At 43.9% G+C, this 18,625-nt stretch carries 15 protein-coding genes; 5 read left to right on the top strand and 10 right to left on the bottom strand.

Features of this window, described 5'->3' with window-relative positions; genetic code table 11:
• Positions 1 to 106: 106 nt before the first annotated feature.
• The 6 genes from ACT3TU_RS07215 to erpA all read right to left on the bottom strand — a co-directional run bounded on the left by ACT3TU_RS07215 (position 107) and on the right by erpA (position 6,404).
• Positions 107 to 361, bottom strand: coding sequence for a GlsB/YeaQ/YmgE family stress response membrane protein (locus ACT3TU_RS07215; protein ID WP_192523701.1), 255 nt, complete (start codon positions 359 to 361; stop codon positions 107 to 109).
• A gap of 352 nt (positions 362 to 713) precedes the next feature.
• Positions 714 to 2,204 (bottom strand): UDP-N-acetylmuramate:L-alanyl-gamma-D-glutamyl-meso-diaminopimelate ligase, encoded by a 1,491-nt coding sequence (gene mpl / locus ACT3TU_RS07210; protein ID WP_192523700.1) that lies wholly within the window; start codon positions 2,202 to 2,204, stop codon positions 714 to 716.
• Positions 2,205 to 2,519: 315 nt separating this feature from the next.
• Positions 2,520 to 3,149, bottom strand: coding sequence for a copper resistance protein NlpE N-terminal domain-containing protein (locus tag ACT3TU_RS07205; protein WP_192523699.1), 630 nt, complete (start codon positions 3,147 to 3,149; stop codon positions 2,520 to 2,522).
• 348 nt (positions 3,150 to 3,497) lie between these two features.
• Positions 3,498 to 4,025, bottom strand: a complete 528-nt coding sequence (locus tag ACT3TU_RS07200; RefSeq protein ID WP_192523698.1) for a disulfide bond formation protein B — start codon at positions 4,023 to 4,025, stop codon at positions 3,498 to 3,500.
• 55 nt (positions 4,026 to 4,080) lie between these two features.
• Positions 4,081 to 5,655 (bottom strand): glutamate--cysteine ligase, encoded by a 1,575-nt coding sequence (gene gshA, locus ACT3TU_RS07195; protein ID WP_192523697.1) that lies wholly within the window; start codon positions 5,653 to 5,655, stop codon positions 4,081 to 4,083.
• Positions 5,656 to 6,023: 368 nt separating this feature from the next.
• Positions 6,024 to 6,404 carry an iron-sulfur cluster insertion protein ErpA gene (gene erpA, locus ACT3TU_RS07190; RefSeq protein WP_225735213.1) on the bottom strand — a complete coding sequence of 127 codons (381 nt, stop codon included), beginning with the start codon at positions 6,402 to 6,404 and terminating at the stop codon, positions 6,024 to 6,026.
• A 496-nt stretch (positions 6,405 to 6,900) separates the two neighbouring features.
• On the opposite strand from erpA, the gene ACT3TU_RS07185 reads away from it, so the two are divergent.
• Complete coding sequence (locus tag ACT3TU_RS07185; RefSeq protein WP_192523696.1) at positions 6,901 to 8,955, top strand: ABC-F family ATP-binding cassette domain-containing protein; 2,055 nt, start codon at positions 6,901 to 6,903, stop codon at positions 8,953 to 8,955.
• A gap of 357 nt (positions 8,956 to 9,312) precedes the next feature.
• On the opposite strand, the gene ACT3TU_RS07180 is transcribed toward ACT3TU_RS07185, so the two are convergent.
• Positions 9,313 to 9,675 carry a septal ring lytic transglycosylase RlpA family protein gene (locus ACT3TU_RS07180; protein ID WP_192523389.1) on the bottom strand — a complete coding sequence of 121 codons (363 nt, stop codon included), beginning with the start codon at positions 9,673 to 9,675 and terminating at the stop codon, positions 9,313 to 9,315.
• Positions 9,676 to 10,203: 528 nt separating this feature from the next.
• Between ACT3TU_RS07180 and ACT3TU_RS07175 the strand changes: the two genes are divergently transcribed.
• Together ACT3TU_RS07175 and ACT3TU_RS07170 are read left to right on the top strand one after the other, a co-directional pair.
• A complete protein-coding gene (locus ACT3TU_RS07175) occupies positions 10,204 to 11,220 on the top strand; it encodes a DnaJ C-terminal domain-containing protein (protein ID WP_192523390.1) in 1,017 nt (338 codons plus the stop codon).
• Between the two features lie 86 nt (positions 11,221 to 11,306).
• Positions 11,307 to 11,630: a chaperone modulator CbpM gene (locus ACT3TU_RS07170; protein ID WP_192523391.1), complete on the top strand. Its 324-nt coding sequence runs from the start codon at positions 11,307 to 11,309 to the stop codon at positions 11,628 to 11,630.
• Between the two features lie 96 nt (positions 11,631 to 11,726).
• Here the strand turns inward: ACT3TU_RS07170 and sstT are convergent, their stop codons facing one another.
• The 3 genes from sstT to ACT3TU_RS07155 form a co-directional block, all read right to left on the bottom strand.
• Positions 11,727 to 12,929 (bottom strand): serine/threonine transporter SstT, encoded by a 1,203-nt coding sequence (sstT, locus tag ACT3TU_RS07165; protein WP_192523392.1) that lies wholly within the window; start codon positions 12,927 to 12,929, stop codon positions 11,727 to 11,729.
• A gap of 195 nt (positions 12,930 to 13,124) precedes the next feature.
• Positions 13,125 to 13,610: a DNA polymerase III subunit chi gene (locus ACT3TU_RS07160; protein WP_192523393.1), complete on the bottom strand. Its 486-nt coding sequence runs from the start codon at positions 13,608 to 13,610 to the stop codon at positions 13,125 to 13,127.
• 49 nt (positions 13,611 to 13,659) lie between these two features.
• Positions 13,660 to 15,312 carry a leucyl aminopeptidase gene (locus ACT3TU_RS07155; RefSeq protein ID WP_192523394.1) on the bottom strand — a complete coding sequence of 551 codons (1,653 nt, stop codon included), beginning with the start codon at positions 15,310 to 15,312 and terminating at the stop codon, positions 13,660 to 13,662.
• Positions 15,313 to 16,083: 771 nt separating this feature from the next.
• On the opposite strand from ACT3TU_RS07155, the gene ACT3TU_RS07150 reads away from it, so the two are divergent.
• Together ACT3TU_RS07150 and lptG are read left to right on the top strand one after the other, a co-directional pair.
• Positions 16,084 to 17,388 carry an LPS export ABC transporter permease LptF gene (locus ACT3TU_RS07150; protein WP_192523395.1) on the top strand — a complete coding sequence of 435 codons (1,305 nt, stop codon included), beginning with the start codon at positions 16,084 to 16,086 and terminating at the stop codon, positions 17,386 to 17,388.
• Positions 17,388 to 18,596, top strand: coding sequence for an LPS export ABC transporter permease LptG (gene lptG / locus ACT3TU_RS07145; protein ID WP_192523396.1), 1,209 nt, complete (start codon positions 17,388 to 17,390; stop codon positions 18,594 to 18,596). Before ACT3TU_RS07150 ends, lptG begins: the two co-directional genes overlap by 1 nt.
• Positions 18,597 to 18,625 lie beyond the last annotated feature (29 nt).

The raw sequence follows: 18,625 nt of genomic DNA, 5'->3' as shown, positions 1-18,625 counted from the left end.
ATTGCTTGGTATAAACTCTTATAACCACGCATAACTAAAAAAGCCCTGCTATTCGCAAGGCTTTTTCATTTACTTTAACCAACTTTCTTTATAAAGCTGTTGTTAGTTATACACCACGCTTGCTCATGATCATCTCATATATGAACAACAGGATAATCGCGCCGATTACTGAGAAGATAAGACCCGTGAAACCGCCATCAGCGTTGATACCGATCAGTCCAGCGATGAAACCACCAACTAGAGCACCGACGATACCCAGTACGATCGTCATTATCCAGCCCATAGGGTCGCTACCCGGCTTGATAGCACGTGCCAATAGCCCAGCGACCAAACCTACAATAATCATCCAAATAAAGCTCATTTTTTTCTCCTAATTTATTATCATTTATAATGTTTATTAATTTTGATTGTTCAGTTTTAAATCATCATTCTTATTAATAGATACATTGTAGGCGCAGCTCAGGCGTAAAGGTAAGCACTAAATGTTACCAGTGTATGAGCTATGTGAGGAAAAACACTGATTTGCTAATATGAAGGTAGGATAGGTAAATGAAAGGTTACAAAGGTAGCGGGGACGCTAACACGGTGCATTATTTATGGTTATTACCGATTAAATTGCTCATGGAAACTCGAGAGTAAAAAAGCGTAGCTTGTCTATAACGAAGCGACGCTTTTGGCTAAATTATGTGCTAAGCAGATGCTAGATAACAGGGCTACTGATTGCGCAGCGCAGTCAGTAGACGCTGATGAATACCTTCAAAGCCGCCATTAGACATAATCACAATCGCATCACCCGCTTTTGCTTGCGTGCTGATATGGTCAATAATCGCATCGACACTAGAGAGGACTTGTTGGTTGCCCAGATTCGCGTTTGTGCTACTAGCGCGCTCGATGACTTCTTTTAAGCCCCACTCTAAACCCGTAGGCTCATACCACAAAGTATGGTCAGCCAGTGCAGCAGATTCAGCCAAGCTATCTTGATGAACGCCCATTTTCATGGTGTTGCTGCGTGGCTCAATGATGGCCCAAATGCGTCTGTTTGCCAATTTCTTTTTGGCGCCATCGAGCGTGGTAGTAATAGCCGTCGGATGGTGGGCAAAATCGTCAAACACTAGAACGTCATTAACATCACCGATCAGCTCCATTCGGCGTTTGATACCAGCAAAGGCTGATAAGGCTGCACAAGCAGTTTTAACACTAACGCCAACGTCATAAGCGGCAGCGACAGCGACCAGCGCGTTATTAACATTATGGATGCCACTCATCGACCAATCTACGACGGCTGTGGCTTCTTTATCAGCCGAAAAGCTCACGGTAAACTGGCCACCGTCTTCGCTAATTAGTTCAGCTTGCCAATCACTACTATTTTTTGATTTACCATCATTTTCGGTAGCGCTCGTTGCTTCTTTATCAATAACAGCAGTACGCCAAATAGGGGTCCAAACGCCTTTGGCCAACGTATCTTCTAGGCTAATAGTGGCTGCTGGCATGATGATTTTACCAGTGCTTGGAATCATACGTACCATATGATGAAACTGGGTTTGGATGGCATTGAGGTCAGCAAAAATATCGGCGTGATCGAATTCAAGATTGTTCAAAATCGCTGTACGCGGGCGATAATGGACGAACTTTGAGCGTTTATCAAAAAATGCTGAGTCGTATTCATCAGCCTCAATGACAAAATAGCCCATCTTTTCTGAACTGTCATTGCCGGTCTTTTCTGCACCCAAATAACTGCTATGGGCAAACACTTGCTGCAAATGTTCATCGGTAGTGTCTACTAACGGTACTCCGCCAATCAAAAACCCTGCATCAATACCTGCATAATGCAATATCCAAGCAAGCATGGTTGTCGTTGTGGTCTTACCATGCGTACCTGCCACCGCGATGACGTGACGTGATTGCAGTACTTGCTCAGATAAAAATTGTGGCCCTGAGGTATAGCGCAGACCCGTATCGAGCATATACTCGATCACATCCATGCCACGCTTCATCGCATTGCCGACCACCACCAAATCGGGCGCTGGTTGCAAATGCTCTATGCGATAACCTTCCTCGATAGTCACGCCTGCATGTTCAAGTTGGGTGGACATAGGAGGATAAACATTGGCGTCTGAGCCAGTGACTGTATGTCCAAGGGCGCGCGCTAGTAATGCCAACGAGCCCATAAAAGTACCACAAATACCAAGAATATGAATATGCATAGACGTTCCGTACGGGAGTAAAGTAAAAGAATAAAAGTGCTAAGGTATCCATAACAATGACAGTATTAGCGTGATTCAATGTGTCACTCTTTTATTTTAAACCAACGATATGCTGTATAAAAAAGAGTCAATGGACACTGGTATATCAGTATGGCGCTCGTGCACGCGCTCATTGTAAAGTAAAGATTATAAGATGACCAATAAAAAACGCCTAATAAGTAGGCGTTGTTCAGCTCGTCAATTTGACTGGTTTAACGGTGTTTTATTTATCATTTGATAAATTCTACTGCCTACCTTGGGAGTGTAGATACTTTGCTATTTACGCGACAAGGTATAGTCATTGTCAGGTGTTTTATCTTCATCCATCATAACCAAGTGATTGTCTTTAATTTGATAGGTTTCGATATTTTTTTTCTCATAAACAATGGTGATCATGTCACTATCTTGGCGATAAACACCCGATTCGAGTAAAGGTGGCTGCGCAGGTTCAGCATTATGAAACACACTGGTCTTTAGGACAGAGCCATCGGCAAATAAATTTAAGGTAATATCAATATTATCACAAGATGCGCACGGCACCATACCGCCATAATCGCCCATTAATGTAGCCTGCAGCGTGCTATCGCTACTCGATGCTGAAATCATTGGCGCGCTATGTGTATTGTCGTTTGGATTGGCCGCTGCAATCAGGGATTGGCCCTCTTCGTTGTCAGTTTTATCCGCTAAATCTTTGGCCTTGTTGTTTAATCCAGCAGCCTCATCATTTTGCACCCCAGCATTCTGCGTACTGTTAATTGCTGCACTTTGGGTCATTTCATTATTGGTAGAGGAAGAGGCACTGTCACAGCTAGCGAGCAGTAGGCACACTGGCACCGCCAATAAGGAGCGCATACAGCGACTGATTACTGTGAGCGTTGTCGAAGAAGTAGACGGAAAATATATCATAGTATTACCAAAAACAATTTTTCAAAGTGTATGGCTAGGCGCTGTCTGTATTATGGATAACCTAAAGTTATAGTAAGAAATAATGAAAACAAGAATGACAAGCTTAACGATAATACGTAAACGGTGCGAGTCCGACTTCGTTAATTTATGTGATAGAAATAGGCGGGTCTTTCAGTAGCGTCGCGTTTAGGCACTGTAGTCATTGGCTATATGCGATTATAGTTATAGAAAACCACCCTTTATTCTAATAGGTTAAATAAAGCCTCTTGAGATATCAAAGCGTAAAAGTGACCAGAGAGGTTTTTAAATAGCCGTCTGCAATCCTAATATTTGACTGTTCAACAGGTCCTAAGCTTGACGGCTGTGTCTAGTAGGTCGCACGATACGCCATAATATCAATCCATGTACCACTAGCAGTCCACTAAAGAAGATCAAAGACTGCTCAGGGATACTGAGCCCCCAAAAAGTCCAATCGATAGATGCACACTCACCAGAACCGGCAAAAACTTCTTTTAATACTTGCTGCATGGGTAGGGTGTCGAGCCAGTAATCCAACCCTGGACCACAAGAAGGCACTTGGTCGGCTGGTAAATGCTGTAGCCAAACATGACGTCCCGCCACCACAGTCGCCCAGCCAATACCTGCTAAGCTTCCAAGCCATAATAGTAGTTTAATAGCCATTGACTTGGGGTTAAATAAAGCAGCGATTAAAGCAAAGCCGCCCATCACCATCAGCCCAATACGCTGAAAGACACATAGCGGACAAGGTGAAAAGCCCATATAGCGCTGCAAAAACAACAATGCAAAACTCATGCCTATCACGGCCATTATCACCAAAAATACTTGCAAATTGCGGTAAGTGGTCAGCTTTAGCATTGGGCGGTTACTCTTATAAAATGTTCATTGATGTATAGTAAAAGCAAATAAAGTGCTAACGATATTGTTGCAAGAAGTCCATAAAGTCTTCTGTTTCGGCTTGCTCAATATCAGCTTGTTGCAGTACCGATTTTTCTGCCAATACTTCATATTTGGCTTGGGTATTTGGACTCAGTGTTTGCTGCAATAAAGACTCGCGATGCTGCTGAGCTAAGGTAAAACCAAGCTGCCATAAGCTGCCTAAACGCTGACTATCAGAATTTACTTGGGCAGAAATAGTTGACTCAGAATGCCCTGCTTTCCCTTGCATTAAGGCAACTGCCGCACGGTAATCATTGCCACCATAATGGGCATCAAGTAGCGCGGCAAGTGGCTGCATATGCTCTAAATGTCGCAGCATCCAGCTCTCAAGTAGCTGCTCTTCGCCATTGCTTATGATGTGCAAGCCATCGAGGCGACCTTCATTTACCACACGCTCAAGATTGATGGCTAGGGTTTCTTCTTCCTCAGGTAGCAGGTCGGGTGAGTCGCTGAATAAACAATACAGCGCCATGACTTCTAAAAAGCAGGCGCTAGAGAGGCGAATACCGACGTCGCTATAAGGATCAAGATCGATGGCACGGAACTCGACATAGGCGATACCGCGACGCTCAAGCGCTTCAGTCGGTGTCTCTCCGCTCATCGCAATTTGTTTCGGACGAATGGGACTGTAGTATTCATTTTCTATCTGTAAAATATGATTGTTGATTTGGATAGGATTGCCATCCTCATCATCTAAACCGAGTTTCTCAAAGCTTTCATGCGGGGTTTGAATCGCGCGGCGTAAGCCATCGACATACTCTGGCAGATAGTTATAACGAATATCGAGGTGTTCTTGCACACTATTGGTATAGCCGAGCTTGCCCATACGCAGGCTGGTGGCGGCAGGCCTATAATAGGTAGAATCATTCATCAATTCTAAATCATGCTCACGCCCCGCTAAGAAACAAGGACAAACGCTAGGACTGGCACCCAGTAAATACAGTACCAAACTGGTCAAGCGCTTAAAGTTACGAATTAAGCCTAGGTATTTTTCATTTTTAAATTCTGTCAGCGTTTGGCTTTTTGCATCTGGCATTTCTGCTTGCCAGACTTCAAATAATCCGTCGCCAAACGATAAGTTATAATGCAAACCGGCGATTGCCTGCATGCGGCGACCATAACGGATGCTCAGACCACTACGGTATAGAGTCTTGAGTTTACCCGTATTAGAGCTGCCATAATCAGCCAGTGGAATATCTTCATCATTCGATGACAGCATACAAGGCATAGACAGCGGCCACATCAGCTCACCTTCAGGCATGGCTTGATAAACCAGCACATGCAACTGACGCAGCATGTTTAGCGTCTCTTTTGGTGAGGTTTTTGGGTCGGTAATCAGCTCAAGCAGACTTTCTGAATAATCAGTGGTGATAAAGGGGTGGGTGAGTTTTGAACCTAGTTTGGCTGGGTGAGGCGTTTGGGCCAAATAACCATCAGGCTTAACGCGCAGACCTTCTTTTTCGATACCGCGTAGCATGCCTGTTAAATGCTTGCTGTCAAACCAGTTAGGAATTTCAAAGTTAACAAAGCTGCTCGCAAAATTACTCATAATAGTCATCTATTGTTATTTGTTATGGCGGATCAAAACACCACTGGTGTTTGACCATAAAAGAGGTAGATATTGGATGAAGAATCCCGTCAGTTTAGCTCAAAGCTGCCCTGAAAACCACGGACAATTACAAATACGATAAGCTTTACAGGTGCTAATTTATCTAGATTTTAATGGTGGGTTTCAATCAAAATTTTTATAAATAGCGCGTTATTCTTCTTCTAGAAAACGGATAAAGCAAAAAGCATCTACCTACTAGATAGATGCCTGAAATAGACAGATGCTTCGAAAGTGCGACGTTAAGCTGTTTGTGATAGCTTTGGCTAACGACTAGGGCATCTCGATCAAAGGTCATACGAATCGCTAACTTAAATAGAGAATGACGAGCCGCAGCCGCACGTGGTGGTGGCGTTTGGATTGGTGACGATAAAGCGTGCGCCCTCCAGCCCTTCGGTGTAGTCAACGGTAGAGCCTTGTAGATACTGATAACTTAGCGAATCGACGACTAAGGTCACATCACCATTGTCAAAGTTAGCATCGTCCTCATTTAGATCATTGGCAAAGTTAAAACCATAAGAGAAGCCCGAACAGCCACCCCCAGTCACATAAACACGTAACATCAGGTCGCTATCGCCTTCTTCTTCACGCAGACGACGTACTTTTTGCGCCGCACTGTCGGTTAGATTCAAGACCGTTGGGTCTACTGGCTGGCTTGAGCTTGGGTTAAATTGGTTGGTTGATTCGTTCATATCTACCTCAGTTGCTAGGATCAAATGCGGTGGTCGTCCTGTTTGGGTTTGCAAAATACTTGCAAATAAAGATACGCACGGCGTTTGATTCGATTGGGTACTATTATTATGGCGGTGCTGTTATTACTATTAGCGCATTATAATCGGCACGTTGTACACGTTATAACTGGCACATTATAAATATCATATTTGTACCAGTACGACGATTTGTACCAGTACGACGGTTTGGTTGACGACTGGCACTTATCTAATAGCAGTATATCATAATGGGGGTATTGATTCGTTTGTCAAGAGTGACGCTGCGAGCTGAATTTGATGCGGTGATATTCGTTTTTATTGTCCCAATAAACACTTAGTTTTGAAATAGTTATTTAATCGTTTGCCTATGGGGCAAGCGTTTGAAATAATAGCCGCCAATTAACATGCCCTAACATGCCAGATGTGTGTTTTTCTTATTGCCTTATATTTTATATCACTGTTGAGATGAAGAAATTATATGATCGAATTTAAAGACGTTGGTGTTCGCCGTGATGGCCGCGAGTTGTTTGCAGAGGCAAGCTTCCAGCTACATCCGGGCCACAAAGTTGGTTTAACGGGCAATAACGGCACCGGCAAATCGACCTTATTTGCCTTATTACTAACGCAAATGGGCACGGGCGATACCGAGGTCACGCTCGATAAGGGTGAGGTGAGTATTCCTGATAGCTGGAATGTGGCACATATGGCGCAGGAAGTGGGCGCGAGTAAGCAGTCGGCGATTGATTATGTGCTCAGTGGTGATGAACAGTGGTACGAGATTAATGCAGCATTAAATGATTTGAGCAGCGTCAGTGATGAGCAGATTGGTGTGTTGCACCAACAATTTGATGAAATTGATGGTTATCGTACGCCGACCAAAGCCGCGCAAATTATGGCAGGGTTGGGTTTTAGCACCACTCAACACGAGCTGCCAGTAGAGGGGTTTTCGGGGGGGTGGCGTATGCGTCTAAACCTCGCCAAAACCTTGATGAGCCGTGCAGACTTGATGTTACTCGATGAGCCGACCAACCATTTGGATTTGGATGCGATTTTATGGCTTGAGACGTGGATTAATGCGTTTACTGGTCTGGTGATTGTTATCTCGCATGACCAAGCCTTTTTAGATGCCACAGTCGGTCATATTTTGCATGTCGAACAACAAAAAATTACCCTCTATACGGGTAATTATCAGCAGTTTATTCGTACCCGTCACGAGCGTATGGCGCAGCAACAACAAGCGTTTGAGAAGCAAGAAGCCACCAAGGCGCATTTGGATGACTTTATTCGTCGTTTCCGTGCCAAAGCCAGTAAAGCCAAACAAGCACAGAGCCGTATCAAGCAGCTTGAGCGCATGGCTGAGCTGTCCCCGATGATGGCCGACAATCCGTTCTCATTCCGATTTTATGAGCCGGCAAATATGAGCTCGCCATTGATTGAGCTGACCCAAGCAGATATTGGTTACACCGATACGCCACTATTGCATAACGCCAATGTCCAAGTCACTCCAGATACGCGTCTTGGCTTGCTGGGTATGAATGGTGCGGGTAAATCGACGTTGATTAAAGCCTTAGTCGGCGAGCTTGGCATATTAACAGGGGCGTATCGTGTGTCTGATACGTTAAAATTAGGCTATTTTAACCAGCATCAAATGGATATCCTAGATGCCAAAGCAACTCCTATCGAGATGCTGCGTCGCCTAGCCGGCAAGACTTCTGATGCTGAGCTACGCTCGTTTTTGGGCAGTTTTGACTTTCGCGGCGACCGCATCGACACGCCAAGCGAGCTGTTTTCTGGTGGTGAGCGTGCGCGTTTAACCTTGGCATTAATCGTTTGGCAGCGTCCGAACGTCCTCGTCCTCGATGAGCCAACCAACCATTTAGACTTACAAATGCGCCAAGCGTTAACTATTGCCTTGCAAGGGTTTGAAGGGGCAGTGGTGCTGGTATCGCATGATCGTGAGCTGATTGCCAACGTCTGTGATGAGCTGTATCTGGTACATGACGGTATAATCGAAGAGTTTGATGGTGACATTAGCGACTACGGCAAGTGGCTGGCTGAAAAACGTAAGCAAGAGAATGCCCAAGACAAAAATCCAGGTAAGAAAAAAAGTAAAAAGGAGAGTAAGAAGTTTGTTTCACGTGAAACAAAGGATAGCTCAGCCTCTAATACAGCAGATACCAATAAAAAATCAGACCTATCTTCAAATACTGCAGCGTCGAAAAAGAGCGCATCGGCTCGGCCTGCGCTTAGTAAAGAAGAGCAACGCAAGTTTGCCGCTGAACAACGCAAATTAACCGCACCGTTTCGCCGCGCTATTGACGATACAGAGAAGGCGTTGGCTACCATTGATAAAAAGCTGCTAGCGCTTGAAGAAAAGCTTGCCAACACTGAGCTTTATGAAGAAAGTCGTAAGTCCGACTTGATCGTATTACTCAACGAGCAGACGGCACTACAGCAGCAGCACGGTGATAATGAAGAGAAGTTATTACTATCGATGACGACATTAGAAGAAATGGAAGCTGGATTGGAGTAACAAGCTTTAGATTGTTTAAATTATAGTCGATGAATAATTAAACTAGTGTAGCTGTATTAATGTGCTACTGGTATAAATTTTTCTGGCGTGCTGCATACGCAGAGGCTGCGCAAAATTCATCCCAATAGCACTGTAGTTATTCTAAGTTTTTTTGAATCTATTAAACAGTCTTTAGCTTGAAAAATAGACATAAAAAAGGGAGAGCGTTGGCTCTCCCTTTTTTATTACATTGGTTTTTATTGTATTGGTTCTTATACCATTCACAAAAATTAGCGTAGCAAGGAAAACGAGTGCAAGTGCTACACATTGTAGACTAAACGAATATGACACAGCTAATCGTACTTTTTGGGTTTGGTATTATTCCCTACGGTATTTACCATCACCATAAGAGAGTATTTCCATCGTGGTCGTACACAGTTGACAGTTTATTTGACCTGCAGCGGCTTTCGATAAATCAAGGATACGGCCTCGAATAAAAGGCCCTCTATCGGTAATTTTTACGATTACGCTCTGCTTAGTCTTCTGGTTAGTCACTTGTACCTTCGTCCCAAACGGCAGCGTTTTATGTGCAGCAGTCAGGGAATTCATATTGAAGATACTACCACTAGCGGTACGTTTACCGTGAAACTTATTACCATAATAACTGGTGTTTCCAGCAAAAGCCGTGGTCGTAATTAGTAGTGATAAGGTGATAACTAAAGACTTGATTAAATAGGACATTCAATACCTTTGAGCAATTTATAAAATAGACAGATACGCTTGCCTACGCTATCCATACTCCCTATGAGTACAAATAATAAAGGCATCTTACAAGAAATAGCTTGTTATATCCTTTCTGTTATGTAAAAGAACTGATAAGGTCAAACGACTGTTTTTAAAGACAAAAATGTATCTGTTAATGCTGAGTAATCACATAATAATTATTCAGAACCTGCCTAATACATAAGTTTAAGCGGATGCAAGTATGGTTACAACCGCTACTGTTACAGTGTGGCAGCACTCCTGTTAATATTTATATAACGCGGTGTAATCTTTTTATTGTTATCATTGTTAGTAATTTATGACGAAATAGTTAGTCAAAGCAGCGTAAAATTTATACCAACCGTCAGTGATGTATCGATACTATTGTTCACTGACTATATGGCTGTTCACTGACTATATGTCGTAGCCGAATAAAATTTTAGATTCTATGCTTTAAAATGGGCATACCAATATTGTTAACATGCTTTTATTTTGGAGAAAAATAACATGGCAGAAAAAAACTACTATGACATTTTAGGAGTCAAAAAAGACGCCTCAGACGCCGATATTAAAAAAAGATACCGTAAGCTGGTGCGCCAATATCATCCTGATGTCAGTGACGATCCAGACGCTGACAATAAAATCGCTGAAATTAATAACGCTTACGAAACCATCAGAGATAAGGACAAGCGCGCTGAATACGACGCCATGCTAAACAATCCGTTTGCAGGTCAAGGCGGCACTGGCGGTTTTGGTGGACAAGCAGGTGCTGGGCAAGGCGGTTTTCGTTGGGAAGATATCAAAGATCAGTTTGGTGACGGTGAAGCCTATGGCGATGGTGGCTTTCGCTTCGATGATATTTTTTCGGCATTTGGACGCGGCGCGCGCGGTTCAGCCAATGGGCAGGCAGGCGGTCGCTCTCAAAATAGCGGCTTTGATCAGTTTGGCGGCGGCTTTGGCGCGAACAGTAAAGGTCAAGATCAACATGCAGAAATCACCGTCGATTTGGCATCGGTTTATAGCGGTGATGACTACAGTATCAAGTTAAACGTTCCGGTACGTCAGCCTAACGGCAATGTTGATTACGAGAATAAGACCCTTAAAATTAAGATTCCGAAAGGCATTACCGATGGCAAACAAATTCGTCTCACTGGACAAGGTGCGGCTGGTAGCGGTGGTGGTAAAAATGGCGATTTGTTTTTGAAAGTTAAAATTCGTCATACGGCCAATATTCGTATCGAAGGTGCTGATGTCTATCAAACCGTCAATATAACGCCATGGGAAGCAGCGTTGGGTGAGAAAATCAACGTCAGTACACCAGCGGGCACATTGGGTGTGACCATTCCTAAAAACAGCAAATCTGGCAGCAACTTACGCTTAAAAGGTAAGGGTATCCCCGCCAAGCAAGCGGGTGATTTATACCTATCCTTGAATATCGTCAATCCTAATATCGATAGCGAAGCCGCTACCCAAGCTTATGAGCAGTTAAAACAAGCCTTTGCTGATACTAAGGTTGCACGTTAAATGATGACCGTAGTACCCGACATTTAACAACGTAATAGAGATGCAGACGATAACGATAAAATAAAGAGAAAACGAGGATAATCGCTATGAAACACTCGCCTGAATTTACCGATATTATCATGAGCTTAGATGAACTAGTATCCGCCTGTGGTCAAGAGCGCCAATGGATTATCGAGCTAATTGAAGAAAATATCATTGAATATGATGTGCCTGAGCGCGAACAGTTCACTGGTTATCAGCTCACGATCGTGCGCCGTGCCACACGCCTTAGCCGCGACTTTGAAGCCAGCGTGCCAGCGATTGGTTTGATACTTGAGTTGCTGGATGAAGTCGAACAGTTACGCCAGCTAAAACGTCAAATAGATAGTCAGACGCCCGTCATCGAAGTAGAGATAGAAAATCTAAAGTAGTTAATTGGCCGTACTCAAGCGCATAAAAAAAGGGTCTCTGAAATGAGACCCTTTATTGTTTACAACACTTTGTTTATAGCACTTTTTTATAAAGGACTAACGCGCATACTTTGGATCAGCCGCTGCGGTAAATAACACGTCCGTTGATGAGTTCAAGGCGGTTTCTGCCGAGTCTTGTATTACCCCGATGATAAAGCCAATCGCAACCACCTGCATGGCAATGTCGTTTGGAATACTAAATAGGCTGGCGGCCAGTGGAATCAATAATAATGAACCACCCGCGACACCAGAAGCACCGCAAGCACTAATGGTGGCGACCAGACTCAATAGCAGCGCTGATGCAAAGGTTACCTCGATACCGAGCGTATGCGCCGCCGCGAGGGTTAAGACGTTAATGGTAATCGCCGCCCCTGCCATATTAATGGTTGCACCCAGTGGAATGGTCACCGAGTAAGTATCTTCGTGTAACCCTAATTTACGCGCAAGGTTCATATTGACTGGAATATTAGCTGCCGAACTACGGGTAAAGAATGCCGTGATTCCTGACTCACGTAGGCAAGTAAAGACCAGCGGATATGGGTTTTTGCCCGTCTTAACAAGGACGATAAGAGGGTTGGCAACCAGAGCAATAAACAGCATACAACCGACCAATATCAACAAAATACGCGCATAACCGGCTAAAGAAGCAAAGCCGGTCTCAGCGACTGTATTGGCAACCAAGCCCAAGATACCGAAAGGCGCTAGTGCAATGACCCATTTGACCACTTGTGAGATGGCTTCTGCGAAATCACCGACGACGGTACGAGCAGTGTCGCTGGCTTGACGTAGGGCAAAACCGATAATGATTGCCCATGCTAAAATACCAATATAGTTGGCCTCAGCGATAGCACTCACCGGGTTTGCCACTAGATTCATCAGTAGGTTGGTTAATACTTCTCTGAGATTGGCGGGTGGTACTTGTTCAATATTGGCATTAACCAATACCAAATCCGTTGGGAATAAAAAGCTTGCCCCAACCGCGGTCAGAGCCGCCAAAAAAGTGCCGAACATATACATGATGAGCACGGGTTTGACATAAACTTCATTGCCACTGCGGTGTTGGCTAATGGCTGCCATGACCAAGATAAACACTAATATCGGAGCAACGGCTTTTAGCGCGCCGACAAATAGCGTTCCTAGTAACCCTAACGCAATACCGACACTTGGTGCTAGCCAGCCAATTAAAACGCCCAATACCAAACCAATAATAATGAGCGGTACCAGCCCTATACGCTGATACATCGCAATCAATGAACGCATCTATACACCTTCGAGTTAGTTGATAAATAAGAAATACATAAAGCAAATGAAAAATTAATCGAAAGATGGTAGCATTTTTTTTAATTAAGCGCATGCCTTTAAGCCACACCTAGCTGGGCTTATAGCGCCAAAATAAGAGTAGCATTAAGGAAGTTAAAGAGTTTTTAAGTGCGAGAAGTGGTGGGGTTTTATTGATTAAACTTTAAAATGGCTCAGCTCGTAGCCCAATTGCTGATAGGCTTTATATTTGTGACGACCTTCTTGCACGCTAGTGGCGTCAGGCTTTATCAGCTCAAGTACCCGAGTAGGTTGAGCGTTATTGGTTGTCGCCATAAAAGCATTCACTGGATGTATCGTAGTATTAAGGACGATTCCTTTAAAATTGGCGGGCATATAGGTGCTAAGCAATACGGGTGCTAACGCCTCGTTATTGACCATATCAACAACATCAGTATCAGCGCCCTCTATATCAGAACCCAAAAGGCGTTGATGCGGTATAAAGCTTGCCGCCTCTTGTGCCCATAGCGCCTCATCAAGCGTCGATAACAATTCATCATTACTATCGGTAAGAATCAGTAAAGACTGACTACTTTTATTGAGCGCCGTTTGGGTCAGCTGACAAATAAAGCCCAAGAAATCTTGGGCTTTATTCTCACTTAAAATATAAAAGCTAATGTTCATAAACTGATTTTCATTAATTAGTTTTCATAAATTGGTTTTCATTAACTCATTATGCCATGCCAGCGCTGTTTTTTAGATATTGCATAAATAGCGGTACAGGACGACCAGTGGCGGCTTTGTCTTTGCCTGAATTCCATGCCGTACCAGCGATGTCTAAATGTGCCCATGCTTGACCTTCTTCGACGAAACGCGACAAGAAACAGGCAGCAGTGACAGCGCCAGCACCTTTACCACCGATGTTTTGCATATCCGCGATAGGCGAGTCGAGCTGTGCTTGATACTCGTCATCTATTGGCATGTGCCAGATGAGGTCACCCGATAAGTTACTGGCATTTTCTAAATTAAACAACACATCTTCGTCATTACTAAAGACCGCTGAACGTACGTGACCTAGAGCAACCACACAAGCACCAGTCAAGGTGGCGACATCGATGATGGCTTTTGGTTGATAGCGTTGTACATAGCATAAAGTATCTGCCAATACCAAACGGCCTTCGGCGTCGGTATTTAGAATCTCGACCGATTTGCCGTTCATGGCTTTGACGATATCACCTGGACGGGTGGCATCACCTGATGGCATGTTCTCAGCACAAGCTAGGGCACCAACGACGTTGATTGGCAGACGTGCTTCACACAAGGCTTTAATCGTACCCAGTACCGAAGCTGACCCGCCCATGTCGAACTTCATTTCATCCATGGCCGCACCAGGCTTGATAGAAATACCGCCTGAATCAAAGGTCACGCCTTTACCGACTAATACGATAGGAGCATCGTCGTTTGTCGATTGAGAGTTGCCTTTTTTATCAGACTTTTTATCAGAAGCTTTACTTGGTAGCTTCTCTGCCAGTGCTTTTAGTCCACCCGTTACTTTTGCGCTGTTGCTTGTGGCTTTGCCAGAGTCAGCATTGGCGCTGAAATTAGATTTACCGCGATATTCCATCAGCACGAGCTTACCTTCTTTGGTAGAGCCTTGTGCAACGGCTAAAAAGCATTCCATGCCCAGTGCTGACATCTCATCTTCACCCAATACCGTAACTTTTAATAAATCAGGATAAGTTTTGGCAAGCTCTTGTGCTTGTTCTGCCATGTAAGCGGGGAAGCAAATATTCCCCGGCTCATTGGCCACATTGCGTGTTAGGCTTTGACCAGCGAAAACTGCCTGGGTAAATTCTAATGAAGCTTGCAACGATTTGTCGGCGAGTAAATAGATATCCGTCAATACAGGGGTTTGTTGCTCAGATTTATACTTATCAAAACGATAGCTTGCCGCCAATAAGTTAAGCGCAAACTGACCAAACTGGTTTTCTTCTAAGGCATCGCCTAAAGCGACAGTAATAGAGTCAACACGTTTTTGCGTGCTTTGATAAACTGTATTGGCGATTTTTTGCAATACGCTATGGCTCAGTTTATCAAGGCTACCAACGCCGACCAATAATAATTGGACTGGGTTTTCTTTGGTGGTTTTCTTATCACCGGCTAATGCATAATCAGCCACAGTCTCACAGGCTTTACCATTAAAGTGTGATACTTCAATCAATTGCTCAATGCGCGTTTGATAGTCGCTCAGCTCTAACTCAGCCAAGATGTTTTTTTGATCGTCGACTAAAACGACCAGACAGGCCGCGTCTTTACTTTTGGCTTCTTTTTTAAGTATTTTTTGTGTATGAGTCTTTGGAAGATTTTGGGTTAATTTAATATTCATATAATGATCCTTATTAGAGTTATAAAAATGGCAGATATTATTAATTTAGTTGTACTTTTTAAAATACTATTTTTTAAATGACTGGGTTTTTAAATGGTTTGGCTTATTGAGCCAGCACAATAGTGTAGCATATTGCGAGGCCAGTGCGCAGTGCGCAAGGCTTAGGTAATATGTTCAAATTACTTGGCTATGCTAATTCAGGCTGATGTTGCTGAGTTATCAGTTTAGCAACTAATATGGGAGACACAGGGCCACTGATACGAAGGGCAAACAAAGCTTTCTAAAGTACATAAAGTAAAAGTGTAGTCAGCAAGATGAGCGCAATGTTTTCAAACACATTTCACAGCCATTTTAGAGCAAAATATGCTAGGATTAGCGGTTATCTTTATCGCTGATATTTATAGGGTATAGCTAATAAATGACGCAGGAACTTTTACGTTTATGTACGTTGGTGGTCATTGTTCTTACGGCTGTTTAAGTATAGCCCGTCCTAAATAAAATAAGTGCAAATATTATCACGTGCTACTGGCATAAGTTTTCCTTGCTTGTAGTGCCTGCGCAGACAGAGGCGCCGCAAAACTTATGCCACACGGCCTCTGTTTTATAGTGAATAAACTATATTTGTATGAATAGCCCGATGTCTTTATTACCCAGTTATTACCATTGAATTGTCGTCATTAGCTCTGTCTTTAGTCTGACAATCAAGCGGTGATGAACCCTGCGACTACCAACCTTTTTTTAAGAGTGCCTATTGTGATATTACGCCGCTACATGACCCAACAAGTTGCCTCAACGACCGCATTGGTTTTGGGGTTTTTAGTGGTGATGATGCTGGGCGGCCGTTTGATACGTTATTTTGGTATTGCAGCGGAAGGCAATCTAGATATCAGCTTATTATTTACCATCATTGGTTATAATTTGCCGTACTTTTTAGAATTGATTTTGCCATTGGCTTTTTTTATTGCCTTGATGTTGGTGTTTGGGCGCCTGTATGTCGATCAAGAAATGGCAGTCATCAACGCCAGCGGTATATCGCGTGGCAAGCTTGCCCGTTTGATGACGCCACTGATATTAGCGCTGTTTGTCGGAGAGGCGGCTTTATCCATCGTTGGGAAACCGTGGGGTGTACGTTCATCCGAAAGTATTTGGCAGCAGCAAGCATTGACCAGCGCCTTTGATTTAATTCGTCCCAATCAGTTTATCAGTAGTGGCAACTATCATTTGTATGTGGGTAGCTTGAGTGATGATAAAAAACAACTACAAGATGTGATACTTATTCAATCTGAGCCAAACAAAAAAGGTAGCACCTCTAAAGATAACGCCGCTAAAAATGATGGTGTCGATGTAAAAAACAACATCGATCCACAAACTGCTGAGCAATTAAATATCCCAGAGCTACCAAAAGCGCTAATAGATACGAATATTAGTAAAGACACCATTACGCTGGCCAATCGTGCTCAGCAAGTAGAGACGGGCAGTAGCGGCGTGACCCAGTTGGATTTATTTCAAGGGCGACGTTATGAAGTCGGTGCAGGTAGCCTGAAGTACAATCAAGTGGGCTTTGATCGTTACCGGATTACTTTGACCGAACCATCCAAAGAAGTCATTACGGAAACCAATATCGAAACGCAAGCGATTGGTCCGTTATGGCAAGCAGCAACAGGCAATGCGCCGTTAAATAGTGAAAATACGCTACGAGCCACACAAGCCGAATTGGGCTATCGTTTGGCACTACCGTGGCTGATGATTATCGCGCCTATGCTGGCAGTGCCACTGGCGCAAGTACGCCCGCGTCAAGGTCGCTGGTTGCGGCTATTTCCTTCTATCTTATTATTTGTCAGCTGTGCGCTAGGCATTATTTCACTCAAAAATGCCGTGAGTAAGGGCAGTGTGAGCGTTTGGGCCTATGCGTGGTTGGTGTTAGGGTTTATGGCCTTGGCACTTTATATGAATTGGGGCAGCCGCGTGCAGCATCGATTGCGTTTTCGCAAACCAGAGCATGAACCTTTAGCGGTGGCTAATAATCAAAACAATACTGACAATCAAAGCAATGGCTCACAAGGAGGGCAATCTTAATGCGTTCCTTATTTGCCAAGTCCCCAAAGCCGATACAGCTGGCCGCAAAACCTACCAACCTAAAAGTGCTTAGTCGCTATGTGAAACTCAATGCTTTATTAGCGATTATTGCTGCAGTCATTGGTTTATGGGCACTGCAACTTATTTTCTCTTATTTATCAGAGCTGGACTCACTAGATGATAGCTATACGATGGGTGAGGCGATTAAGTATATCTTTTATCGTTCACCGTATTTTTTAGAGCAATTTATCCCAACGGGCGCGCTCCTTGGGGCAGTGGTTGGTTTGGGCCTGCTCGCCAATAACAGCGAGTTGGTCGTGATGCGCGCCGCTGGAGTTAGCGTCTATCGTATCGTCGGCTGGGTATTGCAGCCAGCTTTAATTTTTGTCCTGTTGGCATTGATGGTTAATCAGTTTGTGTTGCCGCATTCCAATCAATTGGCAAAAGAGATTAACGATGAGGATAACAGCTCGTTGGTGACATCGGTACGCGGTTATTGGACCGTGCAGCCACGCTTTGTAGAGTCAAACGATGGCAGTACAAAACCAGATGGCAGCGATATCTTATATATCGATTATGCCGATGTTCAAGGCAATATCGGTCAGGTAAAGCGTTGGCACTTAGATAACAAGGGTAGCTTGCAAACTGCCGTTCATGCTGAGGGCGGCCAATATATCGGGCGCGAGCCTATTAATACTGCCAGTAGCAAACTGAGCGAACAATATCGTTACGAATGGCAGCTGAATAATATGACCGAGCTTACTATCAATCAAGGTTTTGAAAGTAGCCAAGCCATCTCACCGTCAGATACCTTAAGTCTGCCCTTTGCCCCTGAGTCAGTGTATTTGCTCACTCGTGAGGCGGATGATTTATCATTGACCCAGTTGTATGAGCATCGTCAGTTTATGCGCCAACAAAGTACCCGTTCTTTAGGTCATGAGCTGGCATTTTGGCAAAAGCTGTTATCGCCATTGTCTATCTTATCACTGGTGATTGTTGCTTGTTCATTCGTCTTTGGCTCGCTGCGTACGCATAGCTTGGGTTTACGTATCGTAGTGGCCTTATTATTTGGCTTGTTGTTTAGCTACGTCCAGGATTTAGTTGGTTTTGTCTCGCTGGCAACTGGGTTTTCACCGTTATTAATGGTCATATTACCGATTATCGCCAGTGCGATATTGGGTGGCTATTTATTAAAACGACAAATGTAAAAAAGTAGCTAAGCACAAAAAAGCCCACC

The organism is Psychrobacter sp. AOP3-A1-26 (assembly GCF_052378235.1).
Lineage (GTDB): Bacteria > Pseudomonadota > Gammaproteobacteria > Pseudomonadales > Moraxellaceae > Psychrobacter.
Note: the sequence above shows the minus strand (reverse complement) of the source record. Positions and strands in the feature narration are given on the sequence as shown.